The sequence below is a fragment of the Pseudomonas shirazica genome, assembly GCF_015168335.1.
In the GTDB taxonomy this organism is placed as follows: domain Bacteria; phylum Pseudomonadota; class Gammaproteobacteria; order Pseudomonadales; family Pseudomonadaceae; genus Aquipseudomonas; species Aquipseudomonas asiatica.
Map to the genome: position 1 here is coordinate 325,260 of NZ_CP063456.1, position 19,918 is coordinate 345,177.

Annotated in this window: 24 protein-coding genes; 14 read left to right on the forward strand and 10 right to left on the reverse strand. The window is 63.4% G+C overall.

The genetic code is table 11. From position 1 onward, the window contains the following. Positions 1-128: 128 nt before the first annotated feature. The 4 genes from IMX18_RS01475 to IMX18_RS01490 all read left to right on the forward strand — a co-directional run bounded on the left by IMX18_RS01475 (position 129) and on the right by IMX18_RS01490 (position 3,456). Positions 129-395 (forward strand): PepSY domain-containing protein, encoded by a 267-nt coding sequence (locus IMX18_RS01475; RefSeq protein ID WP_003260712.1) that lies wholly within the window; start codon positions 129-131, stop codon positions 393-395. Then, a complete protein-coding gene (locus tag IMX18_RS01480) occupies positions 392-925 on the forward strand; it encodes a cytochrome b/b6 domain-containing protein (protein WP_015271788.1) in 534 nt (177 codons plus the stop codon). The genes IMX18_RS01475 and IMX18_RS01480 overlap by 4 nt, the downstream gene beginning before the upstream one ends. A gap of 243 nt (positions 926-1,168) precedes the next feature. Then, on the forward strand, positions 1,169-2,380 hold the full coding sequence (gene fabV / locus IMX18_RS01485; RefSeq protein ID WP_015271787.1) for an enoyl-ACP reductase FabV: 1,212 nt from the start codon (positions 1,169-1,171) through the stop codon (positions 2,378-2,380). A gap of 167 nt (positions 2,381-2,547) precedes the next feature. Beyond that, positions 2,548-3,456: an alpha/beta hydrolase family protein gene (locus IMX18_RS01490; protein ID WP_015271786.1), complete on the forward strand. Its 909-nt coding sequence runs from the start codon at positions 2,548-2,550 to the stop codon at positions 3,454-3,456. A gap of 128 nt (positions 3,457-3,584) precedes the next feature. Here IMX18_RS01490 and IMX18_RS01495 read toward each other — a convergent pair whose 3' ends face one another. From IMX18_RS01495 to IMX18_RS01510, 4 genes are read right to left on the reverse strand one after another with little or no spacing between them, the layout of a single operon-like run. Then, on the reverse strand, positions 3,585-3,926 hold the full coding sequence (locus IMX18_RS01495) for a HopJ type III effector protein (protein WP_003260709.1): 342 nt from the start codon (positions 3,924-3,926) through the stop codon (positions 3,585-3,587). Beyond that, the gene (locus IMX18_RS01500) at positions 3,919-4,215 is read right to left on the reverse strand and encodes a DUF1244 domain-containing protein (protein ID WP_003260708.1); all 297 of its coding nucleotides are present in this window, start codon (positions 4,213-4,215) and stop codon (positions 3,919-3,921) included. The genes IMX18_RS01495 and IMX18_RS01500 overlap by 8 nt, the downstream gene beginning before the upstream one ends. Before the next feature lie 9 nt (positions 4,216-4,224). Continuing rightward, positions 4,225-4,962 carry a dihydromonapterin reductase gene (gene folM, locus IMX18_RS01505; protein WP_015271785.1) on the reverse strand — a complete coding sequence of 246 codons (738 nt, stop codon included), beginning with the start codon at positions 4,960-4,962 and terminating at the stop codon, positions 4,225-4,227. Between the two features lie 33 nt (positions 4,963-4,995). Beyond that, positions 4,996-5,556, reverse strand: coding sequence for a putative antibiotic biosynthesis monooxygenase (locus IMX18_RS01510; protein WP_015271784.1), 561 nt, complete (start codon positions 5,554-5,556; stop codon positions 4,996-4,998). A 219-nt stretch (positions 5,557-5,775) separates the two neighbouring features. Between IMX18_RS01510 and IMX18_RS01515 the strand changes: the two genes are divergently transcribed. Next, a complete protein-coding gene (locus IMX18_RS01515) occupies positions 5,776-6,708 on the forward strand; it encodes a MerR family transcriptional regulator (RefSeq protein ID WP_015271783.1) in 933 nt (310 codons plus the stop codon). Here IMX18_RS01515 and IMX18_RS01520 read toward each other — a convergent pair. Together IMX18_RS01520 and IMX18_RS01525 are read right to left on the reverse strand one after the other, a co-directional pair. Then, the gene (locus IMX18_RS01520) at positions 6,693-7,310 is read right to left on the reverse strand and encodes a hypothetical protein (protein WP_015271782.1); all 618 of its coding nucleotides are present in this window, start codon (positions 7,308-7,310) and stop codon (positions 6,693-6,695) included. The two genes, IMX18_RS01515 and IMX18_RS01520, sit on opposite strands and share 16 nt — an antisense overlap. Positions 7,311-7,366: 56 nt before the next feature. Beyond that, on the reverse strand, positions 7,367-7,795 hold the full coding sequence (locus IMX18_RS01525; protein WP_054572763.1) for a PAS domain S-box protein: 429 nt from the start codon (positions 7,793-7,795) through the stop codon (positions 7,367-7,369). Positions 7,796-7,923: 128 nt separating this feature from the next. On the opposite strand from IMX18_RS01525, the gene IMX18_RS01530 reads away from it, so the two are divergent. Next, positions 7,924-8,379: a flavodoxin gene (locus IMX18_RS01530; protein ID WP_217190095.1), complete on the forward strand. Its 456-nt coding sequence runs from the start codon at positions 7,924-7,926 to the stop codon at positions 8,377-8,379. 147 nt (positions 8,380-8,526) lie between these two features. Here IMX18_RS01530 and IMX18_RS01535 read toward each other — a convergent pair whose 3' ends face one another. Continuing rightward, a complete protein-coding gene (locus IMX18_RS01535) occupies positions 8,527-9,408 on the reverse strand; it encodes a LysR family transcriptional regulator (RefSeq protein WP_015271779.1) in 882 nt (293 codons plus the stop codon). Positions 9,409-9,504: 96 nt separating this feature from the next. Between IMX18_RS01535 and IMX18_RS01540 the strand changes: the two genes are divergently transcribed. From IMX18_RS01540 to IMX18_RS01555, 4 genes are all read left to right on the forward strand, one after another. Next, positions 9,505-9,891 (forward strand): CidA/LrgA family protein, encoded by a 387-nt coding sequence (locus tag IMX18_RS01540; RefSeq protein WP_015271778.1) that lies wholly within the window; start codon positions 9,505-9,507, stop codon positions 9,889-9,891. Continuing rightward, entirely contained in the window at positions 9,881-10,567 is a 687-nt protein-coding gene (locus tag IMX18_RS01545; protein ID WP_015271777.1) for an LrgB family protein, read from the forward strand. Before IMX18_RS01540 ends, IMX18_RS01545 begins: the two co-directional genes overlap by 11 nt. Positions 10,568-10,743: 176 nt before the next feature. Continuing rightward, positions 10,744-11,649, forward strand: a complete 906-nt coding sequence (locus IMX18_RS01550) for an alpha/beta fold hydrolase (RefSeq protein WP_039613040.1) — start codon at positions 10,744-10,746, stop codon at positions 11,647-11,649. Between the two features lie 220 nt (positions 11,650-11,869). Beyond that, the gene (locus tag IMX18_RS01555) at positions 11,870-12,784 is read left to right on the forward strand and encodes an SDR family oxidoreductase (RefSeq protein ID WP_015271775.1); all 915 of its coding nucleotides are present in this window, start codon (positions 11,870-11,872) and stop codon (positions 12,782-12,784) included. Between the two features lie 353 nt (positions 12,785-13,137). Here the strand turns inward: IMX18_RS01555 and IMX18_RS01560 are convergent, their stop codons facing one another. Continuing rightward, positions 13,138-13,920 carry an IclR family transcriptional regulator gene (locus IMX18_RS01560; RefSeq protein ID WP_054572766.1) on the reverse strand — a complete coding sequence of 261 codons (783 nt, stop codon included), beginning with the start codon at positions 13,918-13,920 and terminating at the stop codon, positions 13,138-13,140. 174 nt (positions 13,921-14,094) lie between these two features. Between IMX18_RS01560 and hmgA the strand changes: the two genes are divergently transcribed. Genes hmgA through maiA form a run of 3 tightly spaced genes read left to right on the forward strand, consistent with a single transcriptional unit; the run spans position 14,095 to position 17,337 of the window. Beyond that, the gene (hmgA, locus tag IMX18_RS01565) at positions 14,095-15,396 is read left to right on the forward strand and encodes a homogentisate 1,2-dioxygenase (protein ID WP_100412784.1); all 1,302 of its coding nucleotides are present in this window, start codon (positions 14,095-14,097) and stop codon (positions 15,394-15,396) included. A 3-nt stretch (positions 15,397-15,399) separates the two neighbouring features. Next, positions 15,400-16,692, forward strand: coding sequence for a fumarylacetoacetase (gene fahA / locus IMX18_RS01570; protein WP_015271772.1), 1,293 nt, complete (start codon positions 15,400-15,402; stop codon positions 16,690-16,692). A gap of 12 nt (positions 16,693-16,704) precedes the next feature. After that, positions 16,705-17,337, forward strand: coding sequence for a maleylacetoacetate isomerase (gene maiA / locus IMX18_RS01575; protein WP_015271771.1), 633 nt, complete (start codon positions 16,705-16,707; stop codon positions 17,335-17,337). On the opposite strand, the gene IMX18_RS01580 is transcribed toward maiA, so the two are convergent. Further along, complete coding sequence (locus IMX18_RS01580; RefSeq protein WP_013974185.1) at positions 17,331-18,137, reverse strand: SirB1 family protein; 807 nt, start codon at positions 18,135-18,137, stop codon at positions 17,331-17,333. The genes maiA and IMX18_RS01580 overlap by 7 nt on opposite strands. 124 nt (positions 18,138-18,261) lie before the next feature. Here IMX18_RS01580 and IMX18_RS01585 point away from each other — a divergent pair, with 124 nt between their 5' ends. Beyond that, positions 18,262-19,281: a Leu/Phe/Val dehydrogenase gene (locus IMX18_RS01585; protein ID WP_015271770.1), complete on the forward strand. Its 1,020-nt coding sequence runs from the start codon at positions 18,262-18,264 to the stop codon at positions 19,279-19,281. A gap of 238 nt (positions 19,282-19,519) precedes the next feature. Here the strand turns inward: IMX18_RS01585 and IMX18_RS01590 are convergent, their stop codons facing one another. Then, on the reverse strand, positions 19,520-19,783 hold the full coding sequence (locus tag IMX18_RS01590; protein WP_003260692.1) for a YebG family protein: 264 nt from the start codon (positions 19,781-19,783) through the stop codon (positions 19,520-19,522). Positions 19,784-19,918: the final 135 nt, after the last annotated feature.

Sequence of the window (19,918 nt, forward strand, 5' to 3'; positions counted from 1 at the left end):
TTGGCTCATTTGTTAAGTTTGTTTTTCTTTGCGATTGATGTGTAAAGCAAATGAATGAGCGCGAAGCGACCTGCGGAACTATGCTCAGGGATGCGCTATTACACTCATCTGGATGGGAGCACATGCCCATGCGTACATTGATCGCCATGACCCTCCTGATCGGCAGCAGCGCCGCATTCGCCGCCACCGAATGCACCACCGCTGACAAAAGCACCTGGCAGGATCAGGAAAAATTCCAGGCGCAGCTCAAGGAGCAGGGCTACAAGATCAACAAGTTCAAGGTCACCAAGGGTAACTGCTACGAGATCTACGGTTTCGACAAGGATGGCAAGAAGGTCGAGATCTACCATGACCCAGTGACGGGCAAGGCAGTCAAGACCGAGTACCACGATTGAACAGCGACGGCACGGTACAGCTGTGGGACCCCCTGCTGCGGCTGTGCCACTGGTCGATCGCCGTGGTGTTCTTCGCCAACTACTTCTTCAACGAAGAGGGTGAAGGCTGGCACCAGTGGCTGGGCTACTACGCACTAGCCGTTGTGGTGGTGCGTGTGGTCTGGGGCTTTGTCGGGCCACGCAGCGCGCGCTGGGCCGATTTCTGGCCATCCCCGGCAAGCCTGGTCGGACATGCCCGTGCGCTGCTGCATGGGGGGCTTGACCATCATATGGGGCATTCGCCGATTGGCGCCCTGGTGATGGTGCTGATGCTGACTTGTATCGCCGGCCTGGGCCTTACCGGGTGGGCGTCGCAGGAGGTGGACGCACTGTTTGGTGTCGACTGGCCGATGGACCTGCACAGCTGGCTGGCCAACGCGCTGCTGGTGCTGGTTTGCGTGCATGTGCTGGCGGCAATCTACGAGAGCGTGCGCATGCGGGAAAACCTGCCGTGGTCGATGATCACGGGGCGCCGTCGGCACCGCGATTGACGTTGGCAGCCACTTCCCGGCTGAACCTGCTCCCACAGCTACTGCGCAGCCCTCAAGATCTGCGCGGTCTCTGTGGGCAGGTTTACCCGCGAGGAGGCCGGCACAGGCAAACCTTGGTTTTGAATCCCTTTGATCACCCCGTAATATGTGTCGGATAACCTGCGGGGGTAGTCTCACCCTCTGATCAACCGGAATCGCCCATGGCGGCGCTTCCCCCGGCATAAACCTGACGAGGTACAGACATTGGCCATCATTCATCCTAAGGTCCGCGGTTTCATCTGCACCACGACTCACCCGAAGGGCTGCGAGCTCAACGTCCGTGACCAGATCGAAGCCACCCGCAAGCTGGGCGTGCGCGAGGATGGCCCGAAGAAGGTTCTGGTCATCGGTGCTTCCAGCGGCTACGGCCTGGCAGCTCGCATCACCGCGGCGTTCGGCTTCAAGGCCGACACCTTGGGCGTGTTCTTCGAAAAACCAGGCACCGAGACCAAGGCCGGCACCGCTGGCTGGTACAACGCTGCAGCCTTCGACAAGTTCGCCAAGGCCGAGGGCCTGTACAGCAAATCGATCAATGGTGACGCCTTCTCCGACGAAGCTCGTGCCAAGGTCATCGAACTGATCAAGAACGAAATGGGCGGCAAGGTCGACCTGGTCATCTACTCGCTGGCCTCGCCAGTGCGCAAGCTGCCGCAGACCGGTGAACTGGTGCGTTCGGCCCTGAAGCCGATCGGCCAGCCGTACAAGTCGACCGCCATCGACACCAACAAGGACACCATCATCGAGGCCAGCATCGAGCCGGCTACCGAGCAGGAAATCGCCGATACCGTCACCGTCATGGGTGGCCAGGACTGGCAGTTGTGGATCGACGCCCTGGCTGGCGCCAACGTGCTGGCCGAAGGCGCCCGCACCGTGGCCTTCAGCTACATCGGCAGCGACATCACCTGGCCGATCTACTGGCACGGTGCGCTGGGCCAGGCCAAGCAGGACCTGGACGAAACCGCCCTGCGCCTGGACAAGAAGCTGGCCGGTGAAGTCAAGGGCGGCGCCAACGTGGCGGTGCTGAAGTCGGTGGTTACCCAGGCCAGCTCGGCAATCCCGGTGATGCCGCTGTACCTGTCGATGGTGTTCAAGATCATGCAGGAGAAGGGTGTTCACGAAGGCACCCAGGACCAGCTGGACCGCATGTACCGCGACCGCATGTACCGTGCCGACGGCGCGCCGGCCGAGGTCGACGAGAAGGGCCGCCTGCGCCTGGACGACTGGGAACTGCGTGATGACGTGCAGGACGCTTGCAAGGCGCTGTGGCCACAGGTGACCACCGAGAACCTGTTCGAGCTGACCGACTATGCCGGTTACAAGAAGCAGTTCCTCAACCTGTTCGGCTTCGAGCGCGCTGACGTCAACTACGACGAAGACGTGGCTACCGATGTGAAGTTCGACTGCATCGAGCTGTAATCGCTGCCGGCCTGTACCGGCCCTTTCGCGGGTAAACCCGCTCCCACAGGGATCCCTTTTAACTTGAGGGCTATGGAGTACCTGTAGGAGCGGGTTTACCCGCGAAGAGGCCGGTACAGGCTATAAAATCTTTGCTAGCTTTGGCGCACAACAACAGGGAATGTGCCATGAGCAGCCTCACCCAACCCGCCACTGCCTTTCGCCACACCGCAGCCGACGGCTACAGCCTCGGCGGTTTCCGCTGGCGCCACGCCCGACCTGACCCCCAGCGCCCGCTGGTGATCATCAACGCTGCCACTTCGGTACGCTGCCACTACTACTCGCGTTTCGCCGACTACCTGTTCGCCCAGGGGTGCGATGTGCTGACATACGACTACCGTGGCATCGGCGAATCCCGTCCGGCCTCGCTGCGTGGCTTTCAGGCATCCTGGAGCGACTGGGGCCGGCTGGATTTCGAAGCCATGCTGGTGAATGCAGCAGAACATTTCCCCGGCCAGCCGGTGGATGTGGTGGGGCACAGTTTTGGCGGCTGCGCAGTGGGGCTGGCACCGTCGGCGCACAAGGTACGCCGGGTGGTGATGGTTGGCGCGCAATTCGCCTACTGGCGCGATTATGCGGCTGACCAGCGTTGGCAGCTGTTCTGCAAGTGGCATGTGGTAATGCCGCTGCTCACCCGTGTGTTCGGTTATTTTCCCGGCAAGCGTCTGGGTTGGCTGGAGGATACGCCATCCGGCGTGGTGCACGATTGGACCACCCGTACCCCGCGCTATGAGCACCGACCCAGCGGGCGTGCACTGGAGGCACTACCGTTCGCCCAGGTGCGGGCGGCGACGCTGGCCATCAGCCTGACCGATGATCCCTTTGGTACCGTGGCGGCGACCGAGCGTTTGCTGGGTTATCTGCAGGGCGCCGAGCGCCAGCACCTGCGTATTGCGCCTGTGGATATCTCGGTCGATGAAATTGGCCATTTCGCGTTCTTCCATGACCGCTTTCGCGAAAGTTTGTGGCCGGTGGCCTTGCAGTGGTTGCAGCAGGGTGGCTTGGCGGGAGGGGTGCCGGGAACCATCATCAGCTGAGGTTGGTTTCGAGATTTTGGGGCCGCTCTGCGGCCCTATCGCGACACAAGGCCGCTCCTACAAGGGAACGCGGTCTTCTGTAGGAGCGGCCTTGTGTCGCGATGGGCTGCAAAGCAGCCCCGGCTATCTCAAGCCTTGCGCGCAAGCGGCAGCTCGGCGAACTTGACGCCCGCCAGCCCATGCTTGATCAGCGCACGGATATTGCCATGGTCGCTGCCCTCGGGCGTGGCCACCACGTCACGGTAGTGCTCGCCAAAGGCCAGCAGCGCTTCCTGGTCGCTCAGCCCTTCCAGCAGCGCCAGGCCCAGGGTCTTGCACGAACCTTCGTTCTGCCCGGCTGCATTCGCCACGCCGCCATTGTCGAAGGCCTGTGGCTGGTAGCTGTAGTTGTCGGCAATGAACGCCAGGGTGTCGGCAAACACGTGTTGGCCGCTGGCCAGGCTGGCGCGCAGGGTGTTCAGGTCAGTCACGAGGTTTTCCTTTTTCGAACGCCGCTTGTTGGTCGGCGCTGGCTTCTTTCTGGTATTGGGCTTTCCACTCGGCGTAAGGCATGCCGTACACCGCTTCGCGGGCGTCATCCAGGCTCAGGTCGAGCTGGCGCTCGTCAGCCGCGGCCTTGTACCACTTGGACAGGCAGTTGCGGCAGAAGCCGGACAGGTTCATCAGGTCGATGTTCTGCACGTCGGTGCGCTTCTGCAGGTGTTCGACCAGGCGCCGGAACGCGGCGGCCTCGAGTTCGAGCTGTTGCTGTGGGGTCATGGGCTTCTCTCAGGTCATGCGGTTCTTCAGGTGGCGGCCACCGTTGATGACCACCTGGCTGCCGGTGCTGTACTGGCTGGCGAGCAGGTACTTGACCGTCTCGATCAGCGGGCCGGCGCCGGGTTCGAACTCCAGCAGGGCCTTTTTCAGGGTCTGCTGGCGGTAGGTTTCGTCACCCCCTTCCTTGAGGATCAGCAGCCCGGGCAGGATACCGTTCACACGCACCTTGGGCGCATATTTTTCGGCGAAAGACAGCACCATGTTCTGCAACGCGGCCTTGGTCGCGGCGTAGCCGATGTGGCTTTTGCTGCCGCGCGAAGAGGTTTCGTCGCAAATGTGGATGATGTCGGCCTTTTCCACCTTGGCCAGCAGGTCGCCCAAGGCCAGGTTGAGGTGGTAGGGCGCTTCGACGTGAAGGCGGAACATGGTCTCGAGGTTGTCGAGGCCATCGTCGAGCCACAACGAGGCGTTGTGGATGATCGCGCGCAGGCCGTCGTAATGGTTGTGCAAGTAGTCGATCAGGGCCTGTCGATCGGCCAGCTGGCACAGGTCAGCCTGGAACTGCACGATGTTCGGGTGAGCCGCTTGTGGCTGGACGCTGCGGCTGGCACTGACCACCGTATGGCCGGCCTGCGCCAGTTCAAGGGCCAGGGCCAGCCCGACGCGCTGGCTGGCTCCGGTAACGAGAATGGGGCTGTTCATGTTCGGGGCGGTCAACTTGTCTGTCCTTTGGTTGCCGCCCAGCATACCCGAACTGTCTACCGCGTGTACGGCCTGGCCTCAGCGGCTGCGCAGGGCGCCGGCAGGGGCGGGGGACGCATGCAGCCAGCCGGCCAGCAGACGGGTGGACAGGGGGATGAACAGGTAGACCATCACCGGCGTCAGGCCCAGGGTGCTGAGCAATACCCGTGGTACCAGGTCCAGCGCAGCGAGCCAGTGGCCGAACACCAGGTTGAACACCAGCGAGACCGGGAAGAAGGCCAGCCAGATGGCCACAGCCTGCTTCCAGCGTGGTGGTTTTTGCACCATGTTGGTGCCAAACCAGTCGTCGATGCCGCTCACGCGCGCTTCCTTGGGGCGTTCGAAAAGGCCGTTGCCGCGTTGCAACCAGGCCCGACGCGAGGCGGAATGTTCCCAGGCATGCAGAGTCGGCTCGTCGCTGAAACGGAAGATGATCTGGAATTCGTCGCTGTCGCGGGGTGGCGCGAGGATGCCCGAGCCAAGGTAGCCGGGGAAGTCGGTGGCCAGCTGCTCGCCTTCATGCAGCCAGGCCAGCAGGTCCTGGTAGCGGCCATGGGCGGCGCGGCGCGACACCATCAAGGTGACGGGTGGGGTAGACATCGTGTATCTCCTGGCAACGGGGCTGGCGGGTAGCCGGCCCCTTTGGCTGAGTGGCCCGGGGTGGTGGGCGACACAGGCATGCATGCAAGAATCGGGCGCGGATTATCGCCCATCTGCGATCTTCGGCAACTGTAAGCCGGCAAACGGTTGCGCCCCAGCGCCTGGTATTGCCGTAGTAGACTAGGTGTTCAACTTGGACACACAGGGAACCCCGTGCAGATGAACGAACAGGGACTGAATCCGGTAATCGATGCGGGCCTCGCGCAGGACCTGTTTCCGATCCGTGAGGTTTCCCGCCTGACTGGCGTCAATGCCGTGACCTTGCGCGCCTGGGAGCGCCGCCACGGTCTGATCCAGCCTACCCGCACCGACAGCGGCCACCGCCTGTATTCCCAGGCCGACATCGATGACATCCGCCGCATCCTTGGCTGGCTGGAGCGCGGCGTTGCGGTAAGCAAGGTTGCCAGCATCCTCGCGCGCGACCATGCCCGTGCCGGGCAGGCAGGTGTCGCGACTGGCGCATGGGGGCGCTGGCAGCAGCAAATTCGCCAGGCGTTACAACGTTTTGACCTTGTCGGCCTGGACCGCCTGTTCGACGAGGTATTTGCCGCCTGCACCCTGGACCAGGTATTCAGTGAAGTGTTCATGCCTGTGTGGCATGACCTGGCGGCCGGTCAGGGCGGCTACGGGCAGGCCAGCGAGTGGCTGTTCCTCGATCAGTTCCTGCGTGGCCGGGTGTATACCCGCTTGCAACTCGCCCGCGCGCCGCGCAGCCGCATGGTGCTGCTGGCGCCATTGCCGGGGCAGTGCCACGAGTTGGATTTGCTGGTGACCAGCCTGACCTTGGGCTGCGATGAAGTTGGCGTGACGCCACTGGCGAGCGCGCAGCCGCTGGCAGAACTGGCACTGGTCTGCGAACGCCTGAAACCGGATGCCCTGGTGCTGTTTTCCCATCAGCCGCCCACGACGGAGCTCACACGGCGGCTGACGCGCCTGGTGGCTGGGCTGGAGTGCCCGTTGTTACTGGCGGGTGAAGCGGCGGAACTGGCACAGGACAGCCTGGCTGGCAGCCCGATCGCTTGCCTGGGTGCGCAGGGTAGCGTGATGCGCCAGCGTTTGCGGCAGTTTCTGGCCGGTCAGTTCGATACCTGAGTGTGTAGCTCGGGGTGGGCCCGGCGATGGGCCTGGAGGATGTAGTCGCGCAGGCGTTCGATCTCTTCGGCCGGGCTTTGGCTGAGGTCGTAGGCTGCCAGGTCCGGGCCGATGCGCCGGCCCAGCACGCCATGCAGTTCGATGGGGGGGATGCCATCAGGGGCGAAGCGCAATTCGAAGTGGGCTGGTGCCGCTGGCAGGCCACGGACTTCCAGCAATGTACCCTTGAACGAGATCTCGCGAACCCACAGGCCAGTTTCCTGCCCATGGGCATCGAGCAGTGCGCTCGGCTTCTCCATCGACAGGCGCCAGGGGCGCAGCATGGGGCCGTCCTCGTAGATTTCCGGTGAGCCCAGTTGCAGGTGCAGGGCGTGGAACTCGTCTTCCACCAGTTGCAGCGGGAAGCTGATTTGCTGGTTGTTGAACTGGGCCTGCAGGGTTACCTGCTCGTTGGCCACCAAGCGGGTGAGCAAGCTCTGGATGCGGCGGTCGCCATTGACCAGCAGGCTCGACATGGGGTCGGCCAGGTTCAACTGCGGCGAATGCTGCATGTTCTGTATGAAATCCAGCTCGTCCTGGGTCAGGAGCGCTTCTGCTTGCATGATCGAACTCGATGGCGATTTCTTCAACGGGATTGACCGTGCGTGGCGTACTTGGTTCAGGTGCGTTCGTCGGGTTTCGGACGAACGCGCAGTTGCGCCAGTTCCCGCTCCAGTTCGACCTGGCGAGTGACGTCTTTCTGGATACCGATGAAGTAGGTGCGCTGTTCGGCGTCGTGCCTTACCGGGGTGATCGACAGTTCGTTCCAGAAAGCGCTGCCATCCTTGCGGTAGTTGCGCAGCACTTCGCGGCACGGTCGGCCTTCGGCCAGGGCCTTGCGGATGCGGGCGCGGCCAAGCTGGTCGCGGTCGTCGGCCTGCAGGAAGCGGCAATCCTGGTAGAGGATTTCGTCACGGCTGTAGCCGGTCAGGCGTTCGAAGGCCGCGTTCACGTAGATGAGGATGGTGTCGTCGCCTTCCTGTTCGGCGACCACGATGCCGTCATTGGACGCATCGACCATGGATTGCAGTAGTTGCGCGTTGATCATGTTCGGGCCATTGAATAAACAAGGGTGCGAAGCAGGGCTTAGGATGGTGACTTTGGTAGAGGCGGCCTTTTGCCAGCGCCGGATGCTAGTATCCTACGTTTTCACTCAGTTTCGGAATCCACTACCCGATGAAAGTCGCCATTATTTCCGGATCGGTCTACGGCACCGCCGAAGAAGTCGCCCGTCACGCTGAATCGCTGCTCAAGGCTGCGGGCCTGGAGGTCTGGCATGCGGCGCGCGCCACCTTGCAGGACCTTGAAGGTTTCGCCCCCGACGCCTTGCTGGCCGTGACCTCGACCACTGGCATGGGCGAACTGCCGGACAACCTCATGCCGTTGTATTGCAGCATTCGCGATACCCTGCCTGCGGCCTGGCGTGGTCTGCCGGGTGCGGTGATTGCCTTGGGCGACAGCAGTTATGGCGATACCTATTGCGGTGGTGGCGAGCAGATGCGCGAACTTTTTGCCGAACTGGGCGTGCGCGAAGTGCAACCGATGTTGCGCCTGGATGCCAGCGAGACGGTGACTCCGGAGGCGGATGCAGAGCCTTGGTTGGCTGAGCTTGTTCAAGCACTGAAGGCCTGACTCGAGGCTTCACGCGAGCCCTTGTAGGAGCGGCCTTGTGTCGCGAAAGGGCTGCAAAGCAGCCCCTGGATTCGGCAGCGCAGCAGATATTGCTGGGGCTGCTTTGCAGCCCTTTCGCGACACAAGGCCGCTCCTACAGGGATCGCGTCAGCCGTGATGTTTGCGTAGTAAAGACAACCACGCCTGCGCCGCCCGTGACAGATACGCCCCGCGCCGCCAGATGAACGCGATATCCCAACGCAAATCCGCCGGTGAGCGAAGGGGCAGGCGCACCACACCGGGGCGCCCCAGCGCTTTCGCCACCACACGGGGCAGCAACACCACACCCTGGCCCGCCGCTGCCAGCGCCGTGAGGAAATCCGCCTGGCCACTGCGACCGCCTTCCTTGGGGGTAAAACCCTGCTGCTGGCACGCCTTCAGCAGCCGGTCATTGAGCACGAAGCTGCGTTGGTAAAGCAGGAACGGGGTATCGGCCAGCTGCCACAGATCTACCGCTTCCTGGCCTGCCAGCTCGTGCCCGGCAGGCAACAGTGCATCCATTGGCTCGTTGCAGAACGGCTGGTAGTCGAACGCCTCGTCACTGGGCGTCAGGCTGCCTCCCAGTTCCAGTTCGCCACTTCTGACCGCCTGTTCGATGCTGCGACTGCCACCTTCTAGCAAGTGGATTGCAATGTTCGGGTGACGCCGCCGATATTCGGCGAACAACCCGGCGAACAGCGCGTCGCTGCCCAGCATCGGCAGGCCCAGCCGCAGTTCGCCGCGGCTCATCTGGCTGAGGTCGTCCAGTTCGCCGAGCAATGCCTGACGTTGACGCAGCAAGGCTTCGCCGCGCTCCAGGACGATGCGCCCGGCAGCGGTCAGGTGCAACTGCGAGGCCTGGCGCTCCAGCAGCGGCTGGCCCACATCTTGCTCCAACTGAGCCACCTGCTTGCTCACCGCCGACTGGCTGATGTGCAGGGTCTGCGCGGCCTGGGTAAAACCGCCGCGGTGGACCACTTCGATAAAGCTGCGCAGCTGTTTGAATTCCATGATCACAATTCCATTCTGGAATGTTGTTCAGTCTAACAATTCGCTTCTGGCCTAGGCAGCCAAAACTTAAAATGAGGGCCTGTAGAGGACCCCCCCATGAAACCTGCGTTGTTGAAAAAAGCCCTGCGCCTGCTCGTCGAGCTGGCGATCCTCTGTGCTCTGTTCCTGCTCGGTGGCCAGCTTGCCACTTGGTTGGGCTGGCCGATTCCTGGCGGAGTGATGGGCTTGGCATTGCTGCTGTTGCTGTTTGCCTCAGGTGTGCTCAAGCCAGCCATGCTGCAACTGGGCGCAGGCTGGCTGATGGCTGAGATGCTGCTGTTCTTCATTCCGGCGCTGATGAGCCTGCTCGATTATGGCGCTCTGATCCGTGACGAGGGCTGGCGCATCCTGCTGGTGATTGCCGTGAGCACCCTGACGGTAATGGTGGTGACCGCGTTGACTGTGGAACTGGTGTGCCGCTGGAGGTTGCGCCATGAGCCTTGAACCCATGCCGCTGTTCTGGCTGGCCCTGACCTTGCTGGCGTACCTGGGCAGCCGCTGGCTGTACCGGCGCAGCGGGCGCTACCTGCTGTCGCCGCTGATCCTGGTGCCGGTACTGTTGCTGGCGGTGGCCGTGCCGCTGCACACCGCTTATGCCGAGTACGCCCGCAACACCCACTGGCTGATGAGTGTGCTTGGCCCGGTGACCGTGGCATTTGCGGTGCCGATCTGGCAGCAACGGGCCATGCTGGCGCGCCACTGGCCGGCACTGATGATGGGTATGGTCGCCGGTAGTAGCGCTTCGATCGCCAGTTCCTGGGGGTTGGCTCATATGTTGGCGCTGGACAGCGCGACCAGCCTGTCGCTGGTGCCGCGTTCTATCACCACGCCCTTTGCCATGCCACTGGCCCATGACCTGGGTGGCGTACCGGAGCTCACGGCGGTGTTCGTGATGTTCACCGGCGTACTGGGCGCCATGCTCGGCGGCGTGCTACTGCGCTGGTTGCCGTTGCGCACGCCGCTGGCGCGGGGCGCGCTGTTCGGTGTGGGCGCCCATGGTGCCGGTGTCAGCCGGGCACAGGAGGTAGGCCGGGAGGAGGGTTCGGTGGCCGGCCTGGTCATGGTCCTGACCGGGCTGTTGAACCTGTTCGCGGCACCGCTGCTGGCTGTGCTGCTCTGACCGTTCGTGCCACTGACTCGCCAAGTCATCAAGCTGGCTGGCAACGCAAGTTCCAGCCCATGGGCTGCTGGCTAGACTCAGCCTCGACATAGAGAGCACATGTAAGTGCCGAGGTGACATGCAATGACCGCAGCCTTGCTCTATTCCGCCAACACCACTTCACCGGGACCGTTCTGATGCCCATGGCCGAAATTCCATTGTGCGTCTGGCGTACCCGGGGACAGAGTTTCAGCTTCCGGGGCCAGAGCATCCGTTACTGGACCGCAGGGCAAGGAGAGCCCCTGCTTCTGTTGCACGGTTTCCCCACCGCCAGCTGGGATTGGCACTACCTTTGGGGGCCTTTGGCCCAGCGCTTCCGGGTTATCGCCTGTGACATGCTCGGCTTTGGCGATTCGGCCAAACCGGTCGATCACGTGTATAGCCTGATGGAGCAGGCCGACCTGCAGCAGGCTTTGCTCGCCGAGCTGAAGGTCGACCAGCCGGTGCATCTGTTGGCCCATGACTACGGCGGCAGTGTGGCCCAGGAAATGCTGGCGCGGCATCATGAACAGCGCGCCAGCATTGCCAGCTGCGTGTTCCTGAACAGCGGGCTGTTCCCCGAAAGCTGCCGCATGCTGCTGGTACAGAAGCTGTTGCTCAGCCGCCTGGGCTGGCTGGTAGGGCGCTCGTTCGGTCGCGACGACCTGGTGCGCAACGTGACCCAGGTCTACGGCCCTTGCACCCACCCTAGTGAAAGTGCGCTGGATGACTTCTGGAGCCTGATAGCCGCCAACCGTGGCACGCGCATCCTGCACAAGCTGGTGGGTTATATGCCAGAGCGCAGGTTGCACCGGGACCGCTGGGTTGGCGCGATGCAGCACGAAGGCGTGCCGCTGCGTTTCATCAATGGCGTGGACGACCCGCTTTCCGGCGCACACATGGTGGAGCGCTACCGGCAACTGGTGCCGGAGCCGGACACCGTGCAGTTGCAGGGCATCGGCCATTACCCGCATACCGAAGCGCCGGTGCAGGTGCTACGCCATTACCTGGCCTTTCGTGAACAACCGCTGAGCTGTTTCCAGCAGAAAGTGGCGTGGTCCTGACAGGGCCTCATCGCCGGCAAGGCGGCTCCCACAGGTACAGCGCATGCCTGGAGGCCGGCGCGGTTGGTGTGGGAGCTGGCTTGCCGGCGATGGGCCGCAAAGCGGCCCCATAACCATCGTGCTGCGTTATTGCCAGGCATTCAGCCTGCGTGAGCTTGATTGTCCGCCCGCCGCTGGCGGCGGACACTCGGCCTACCTGAACCTGCCTGGAGCCATGAGCATGAGCGAGCCTGTCTGTCTGCAAGATCGCGTGGTGATAGTCACCGGAGCCGGGGGCGGCCTGGGCCGTGCCCATGCGCTGCTGTTCGCTGCCCGTGGTGCGCGGGTGGTGGTCAACGACCTCGGCGGGTCCACCCACGGTGAAGGTGCCAGCGCCTCCGCCGCCGACCGGGTAGTAGAGGAGATCCGCGCTGCCGGGGGCAGTGCCATTGCCAACCATGATTCGGTCAGCCACGGCGCGCGTATTGTCGAGCAGGCCCTGGACAGCTTCGGCCGGGTCGATGTGCTGGTGAACAATGCCGGCATCCTGCGTGACAAAACCTTCCACAAGATGGAAGACAGCGACTGGGAGCAGGTGTATCAGGTGCATGTCGAGGGGGCTTACAAGGTCACCCGCGCCGCCTGGCCGCACCTGCGCGAGCAGAACTGGGGGCGGGTGATCTTCACCGCTTCCACGTCCGGCATCTACGGCAACTTCGGCCAGGCCAATTACGGCATGGCCAAACTGGGCCTGTATGGGCTGACACGTACCCTGGCGATCGAAGGGCGCAAGCACGGCATCCTGGTCAACGCCATCGCCCCCACGGGGGGCACCCGCATGACCGAAGGGTTGATCCCGCCCCAGGTGTTCGAGCGGCTCAAGCCTGAGCTGGTCAGCCCGCTGGTGGTGTATTTGGGCAGCGAGCAGTGCCAGGGCAGTGGTGAGCTGTTCGAAGTGGGTGGCGGTTGGGTGGGCAAGGTGCGTTGGGAGCGCAGCCTGGGGGTAGGCTTCGATCCGCGTGAAGGCTTTACTCCGGAGCAGGTGGCGGAGAACTGGGCACGGATTGGCGACTTCGACGGGGCAGTGCACCCACAGGACAGCTTGCAGGCGTTGCAGCAGATGATGGCCAACTTGCAGAAGTATCCGCTGGGCTGAGCTTTGTACTACCTGTGCTGGCCTCTTCGCGGGCTTGCCCGCTCCCACAGGGATATCACTGCCCTCAGGCTTGGTGATATCCCTGTGGGAGCGGGCAAGCCCGCGAAGAGGCCAGCACAGGCGACGGAAATTTTCAGGGCAGATAAAAAAGGCCGCTGCAAGCCGCAGCGGCCAATCGAGACGTCAGATCAAGGAGCTTCAAAATCTACGTCGGTGAACCTCGCAGGCCTGAAAGGCGGGGGGGAGAGCCCTTCATGCCGGCCAGTGAGTTAAGAATAAGCGCCTGATCCTGCAGGAAAAATAGCCGCTTATGACATTCACCTTTACGTATCGGGCAATAGTGCCGAAGGCGCTCAGTCGGCGGGCGAATAGCCCATGCGCCAGCTGGTTTCCCGTGCTGCTGCCAGCAACCGTTGCGCCGCCGGACCATGCTCGTCGGCATGGAAGATCGAGGTCGGCCCGACCACCGTCATCACCGCGGCGATCTGCCCCATGGCATTGAACACCGGGGCCGACAGCGCATCCACGCCCGGCATCAACAGCCCGTGCACATGGTGCAGGCCACGTTCACGAATGCCCGCCAGTACTGCCTGGTAGTCGGCGGCGCTGTGCTGCAGGGCGGCCAGTTCCCGGTCACGCAACTCCACGGTCTCGCGCTCGGGAAGATAGGCGGCGAACACCAGCCCGGTGGACGAAGTGAGCAGCGGCAGAACCGAGCCGATCTGCGTTACCACCGTGACCGCGCGTACTGCCGGCTCGATGCTGACCACTGTCGCGCCCTGGTTGCCCCATACGGCAACGAAGCAGCTCTCGTTCAGTTCATCGCGCAGCTGTGACAATGGCAGCGCGGCAATCTTCAGCACATCGATGCTGCCCAGCGCCGCCAGCCCTACCCGAAGAGCCTCGCGCCCCAGGGCGTAATGGTTGGTGGCCGCATCCTGTTCGGCAAAACCGCTGGCGATCAACGCCTGCAGGTAACGGTGCACCTTGCTCGCTGGCATCTGCACATGTTCCGCCAGACGCGACAGGGAGGTGGACGGGGAGAGCTCGGCAAGAGCCTTCAGGATGTCGGTGCCGACCTCCGCCGAGCGGACTTTCTGCTTGCCGTTGTCGGCGGGGGAGCTGGCTTTTGCCATGGACATCTTCTTCCGGATTCTTCGAGTCGCGCCTTTATAGCTTGACGCATTGCCCGTAGCAAATTACGTTATTCGTAATCTGATTACGATAAAAACAATGCAGACGCGCTGCCACCCCGCCCCGGGCCAGCAGCCAGCTGCCAGCAACGGCTCGGCCAGAGCCCGGAGGCATCGATGAATCGCGATACGTCACCCGACCTTCACTACCTCAGCGGCTTCGGCAACGAGTTTGCCAGCGAAGCGCTGCCAGGGGCCTTGCCGGTCGGGCAGAACTCGCCGCAGAAGGCGCCCTATGGGCTGTACGCCGAGCTGCTCTCGGGGACGGCGTTCACCATGACCCGCAGCGAACTGCGCCGCACGTGGCTGTACCGTATTCGCCCATCTGCCTTGCATCCCCGTTTCGAGCGCCTGGCGCGCCAGCCGCTGACCGGCCCGCTGGGGGCCATCACCCCCAACCGCCTGCGCTGGAACCCCCAGCCGATCCCCGACGAACCGACCGATTTCATCGAGGGCTGGCTGCCCATGGTGGCCAACGCCGCTGCGGAAAAACCGGCCGGCGTGAGCATCTACATCTACCGCGCCAACCGGTCGATGGAGCGGGTGTTCTTCAACGCCGACGGTGAACTACTGCTGGTGCCGCAACAGGGCCGCCTGCGCATTGCCACCGAACTGGGGGTGATGGAAGTCGAGCCGCTGGAAATCGCGGTCATCCCGCGTGGCATGAAGTTTCGGGTGGAACTGCTCGACGGCGAGGCCCGCGGCTATATCGCCGAAAACCACGGCGCGCCGCTGCGCATCCCGGACCTGGGCCCGATCGGCAGCAACGGGCTGGCCAACCCGCGCGACTTCCTCACCCCTGTGGCGCGCTACGAAGAGGCCGATGGCCCGGTGCAGCTGGTGCAGAAGTTCCTGGGCGAACATTGGGCCTGCGAACTGCAGCACTCGCCACTGGACGTGGTCGCCTGGCATGGCAGCAACGTGCCGTACAAGTACGACCTGCGTCGCTTCAACACCATCGGTACGGTCAGCTTCGACCACCCGGACCCGTCGATCTTCACTGTGCTGACCTCGCCGACCAGCGTGCATGGCATGGCCAACATGGACTTCGTGATCTTCCCGCCACGCTGGATGGTGGCCGAGAACACCTTCCGTCCACCATGGTTCCACCGCAACCTGATGAACGAGTTCATGGGCCTGATCAATGGTGCCTACGACGCCAAGGCCGAGGGCTTCCTGCCGGGTGGCGCCTCGCTGCACGGGGTTATGAGCGCCCATGGCCCCGACGCCGAAACCTGCGAAAAGGCTATTGCTGCCGACCTGGCACCGCACAAGATCGACAACACCATGGCCTTCATGTTCGAGACCAGCCAGGTGCTGCGCCCGAGCCTGCAAGCCCTTGAATGCCCGCAGTTGCAGGCCGACTACGATAGTTGCTGGGCCACCTTGCCGAGCACCTTCAACCCGAACCGGAGATAACCCATGAATCAGACCGCCATTGCCCGTAGCTGGGTCGAGCACGCCAACGGGCACAGCGACTTCCCGCTGCAGAACCTGCCGTTGGGCATCTTCAGCCGGCCGGGTGAAGCCAAGCGCTGTGGCGTGGCCATCGGCGACGCGATCCTCGACCTGGAGGCGGTGCTGGCCGCAGGCCTGTTCGACGGTGCCGCCAAGGCCGCGGTCGAGGCCACCCGTGGTGGGGTCTTGAACGCATTCTTCGCCCTCGGCCGCGGTGCCCGCGTCGCCCTGCGCGAGCGCCTGCTGGTGCTGCTGGGCGAACACAGTGAACATAAGGCGGCACTGCAGGCCGCCCTGTACCCGGCCAGCGCCTGCCAGCTGCATGTACCGGCGCAGATCGGTGACTACACCGACTTCTACGTGGGCATCGAGCACGCCAAGAACGTGGGCAAGCTGTTCCGCCCCGACAACCCGCTGCTGCCCAACTACAAGTACGTGCCGATCGGTTATCACGGCCGTGCCTCGACCATCCGCCCGTCCGGCACCGATGTGCGCCGGCCCAAGGGCCAGACGCTGCCGGCCGGGCACACCGAGCCAAGCTTCGGCCCCTGCGCGCGCCTGGACTACGAGCTGGAGCTGGGTATCTGGATCGGCCAGGGCAACGACATTGGTCAGGCGATCCCGGTAGGCGATGCCGCCGAGCACGTGGCTGGCCTGTGCCTGCTCAACGACTGGTCGGCGCGCGATATCCAGGCCTGGGAATACCAGCCGCTGGGGCCGTTCCTGTCCAAGAGCTTCATCACCACCATCTCGCCTTGGGTAGTTACCGCCGAAGCGCTTGAGCCGTTCCGTTGTGCCCAGCCCTCACGCCCGGAAGGCGACCCGCAGCCACTTTCGTACCTGCTGGACAAGCGCGACCAGGCCGCTGGTGCATTCGATATTGAGCTTGAGGTACTGCTGCTGACCGAGCGCATGCGCGAGCAGGATCTTGCCCCGCACCGCCTGACCCTGAGCAACACCCGCAGCATGTACTGGACCGTGGCGCAGCTGGTCGCGCACCACAGCGTCAACGGCTGCCAGTTGCAACCGGGCGACCTGTTCGGTTCGGGCACGCTGTCGGGCGCCACTCCAGGTTCGTTCGGCAGCCTGCTGGAGATAACCGAAGGGGGCAAGCACCCGGTGGAACTGGCCAGTGGCGAGGTGCGCAAGTTCCTCGAAGACGGCGACGAGATCATCCTGCGTGCCCGCTGCGTGCGTGATGGCGTGGCCAGCATCGGTTTCGGTGAATGCCGCGGCACGGTCATCGCGGCCAACTGAGGAGGCACGGGCATGGAGCTGTACACCTATTACCGTTCCACCTCGTCCTACCGGGTGCGCATTGCCCTGGCGCTGAAGGGGCTGGCCTACCAGTCCGTGCCGGTCAACCTGTTGCAGGGTGAGCAGCGCGGTTCGGGCTATGTCGCGGTCAACCCGCAGGGCCGCGTGCCGGCCTTGCGCACCGATGGCGGTGAGCTGCTGGTGCAGTCGCCGGCGATCATCGAGTACCTGGAGGAGGTTTATCCACAGCCCGCGCTGCTGCCTTCTGCGGCCGAGGCGCGCGCCAAGGTACGGGGCGTGGCGGCGATCATCGGCTGCGACATCCACCCGCTGCACAACGTAAGCGTGCTCAACCGGCTGCGCCAGGCCGGCCAGGACGAAAGCCAGGTCAACCAGTGGATTGGTCACTGGATCAGCCAAGGGCTGGCGGCAGTTGAGCAACTGATAGGCGATCATGGCTTCTGCTTCGGCGATGAGCCGGGCCTGGCGGATGTCTATCTGATCCCGCAGTTGTACGCGGCCGAACGCTTCAACATCGACCTCGACAGTTTCCCGCGCATCCTTCGGGTTGCCGCCCTTGCGGCCGAGCACGCGGCGTTCGCCCAGGCCCACCCCGCCCTGCAGCCGGACAGCCCGGCTCAGTGAATGGAACGGTTCGCCGCCGGAAGCTTGCCGATACGTTCGGAAAGCTTCAGGCGCTGGACCGGGTCCTCTGTCAGCAATAACGCATGCTCCAGATCAAAGCGCTCGGCCTGCGGGCAATCCAGATGCTGGTATAGCGAAGCGCGAGTCACATAGTCGCTGACCTGCACCGGGCCCAGTTGCATGACCCGCTCGGCATCGATCAGTGCCGCCAGGTGGTTGTCGTTGCTTATATGCAACTGGCGCAGGTTGCGTGACAGGCGTTGCAGCATCTGCAGCGGGCTGGCACTGCGCATGTGTTCGGCAGTCAGCGCTACATGCGGGCCGAACTGGCGAGCCAGCAGCTCACGGCAGTCGTTGGGGTAGAGACGCCGGCCGCCACAGGGGTCAAGCAGGTGATCGGCACCCGGCACGCGCAGCAGGAAATGGCCAGGGAAGCCTACGCCCTCAAGGGGTATGGACAGACGCCGGGCCAGTTCCAGGGCGAGGATGGCAAGTGTCAGTGGTTGGCCACGGCGGCGTTGCAGCACCTTGTCCATCATCGCGGCATGCGGGCGCAGCGGGTGATATTCATCCTGCTGGAAGCCCAGGGCATTGAGTTGGCGCAGCAGTGGCTGTGCCAGTTCGCACAGCGGCAGCATCGGCAGATTGGTGCTTATCTCACGCTGCAGGTCATGCAGCTTGGCAAGGCTGGCCGCGGGCTCGACGCTTCGGTCGTGCTCGGCGGCAATCCATAATGCGGCTTCCAGCAGGGCGACGGGCTCGCGTTCCAGGCAGGCCAGGCAGGCTTGACGTGGCTTCATGGGGCTTCTCCACACACGTTTGAGTATTAGCCGTGGCGCGCGGTTTCGTCCAGTGGTCCGGCGGCGCTACCAGCCCAAGGGCCGTGCCTATACTGGAAAGAGCACCTCGTAGGGGAGCCTGTCGATGTTCGCGCTGATGCAAAGCACCCGTACCCAGTCGCTGCACTTGTTCACCGATCCGCCTACCGGCCTGAAGGCTGTGGTGGTGATCCACAGCGAGCAGTTGGGCCCCGCCATGGGCGGTTGCCGCTACCTGCCTTATGCCGATGATGAAAGCGCCATGACAGACGCCATTCGCCTTGCCCAGGGTATGAGCTACAAGGCGGCGCTGGCTGGCCTGCCATTGGGGGGCGGCAAGGCGGTGATCATGCGCAACCCGCATGTGGAAAACCGTGCCGCGCTGTTCGAGGCCTTTGGCCGCTTCATCGACACCTTGCAAGGGCGCTTCATCATCGCCGTGGACAGCGGCACCTCGACCCTGGACATGGACTGCATTGCCCAGAGCACACCGCATGTGACCAGCACCACGGCCTCGGGTGACCCCTCACCGCATGCGGCGATGGGGGTTTTTGCTGGCATTCGTGCCACCACTTCGTTCCGCCTTGGCAGTGATGACCTGCAAGGGCTGCGGGTTGCGGTGCAAGGGCTGGGCAATGTCGGTTATGCGCTGGCGGAGCAGCTGCATGCGGCAGGGGCGGACCTGCTGGTGAGCGATCTGGACCCTGGACGAGTGCGGCTGGCGGTGGAGCAGTTCAATGCCCATCCGGTGACCAACGATGCGTTGATCAGCACCCCTTGCGACATCTTTGCCCCTTGCGGTGTGGGGCCGGTGTTGAACGGGCAGAGCGTGATGCAGTTGCGTTGTGCGGCCGTGGCGGGGGCGGCGAACAACCAGCTGACCACCTTGCAGGTAGCCGACCAGTTGGAGTCGCGCGGGATACTGTATGCGCCCGATTACGTGATCAATGCCGGTGGGTTGATCTACGTGGCACTTACCCATCGTGGCGAAGACCTGGGCACCATCACCGCGCACCTGGCGCGGATACCTTCACGGCTGACCGAAGTGTTTGGCCATGCACAGGCAGAGAAGCGCTCGCCGGCGCGGGTGGCGCAGATGTTGGCGGAGCGGTTGCTCTACGGCTGATGTAATTTGTGTTCTTGCACTGGCCCTATCGCCGGCAAGCCAGCGCCCACCCCTGTCGCGCCGACTTGTAGGAGCAGCCTTGCGCTGCGAAGAGGCCATTACTGCCGAAGAATATCTGTTGCTCAACTACCCTCTTCGCAGCACAAGGCTGCTCCTACAGGGTAATGAGGTGACCTGAGCAATGGAGCAAGCCATGTACCCCCGTGGAGCTTGCTGGCGATGAGGCCAGTGCAGGCAATTACTCGGCCGCTGGCGCTTCGAGCAACTCGGCCAGCGCATCCGGCTGGCTCTTGAACGCCCGGGCGAACACATCGCGGTTTTTGGCCATGTAGATACCGGCTTCCTCGACCTGTTTCTCGCTCAGCGAGGGCACTGCCTTGTGCAGTACTTCGGCCAGGCGCTCGGCCAGTTCGAGCATCTTGTCGTGACGGTCTGCTTCGGCCTTATCCATGAACAAGCGCTCCGGGTCGCGGCTGCTGCGGTACACCACTTCGACGGCCATTCATCACCTCTATGCCTTTTGCTGGTTGCGTTTCGATTTGCTGTATCTATATACAGTAATGGCAATGTTGATTGCTTCGCAAGCAGAAATTGTAGCGTGGTGCAGAGCGCTTACTGCTTCATGCCCAACTCAGCA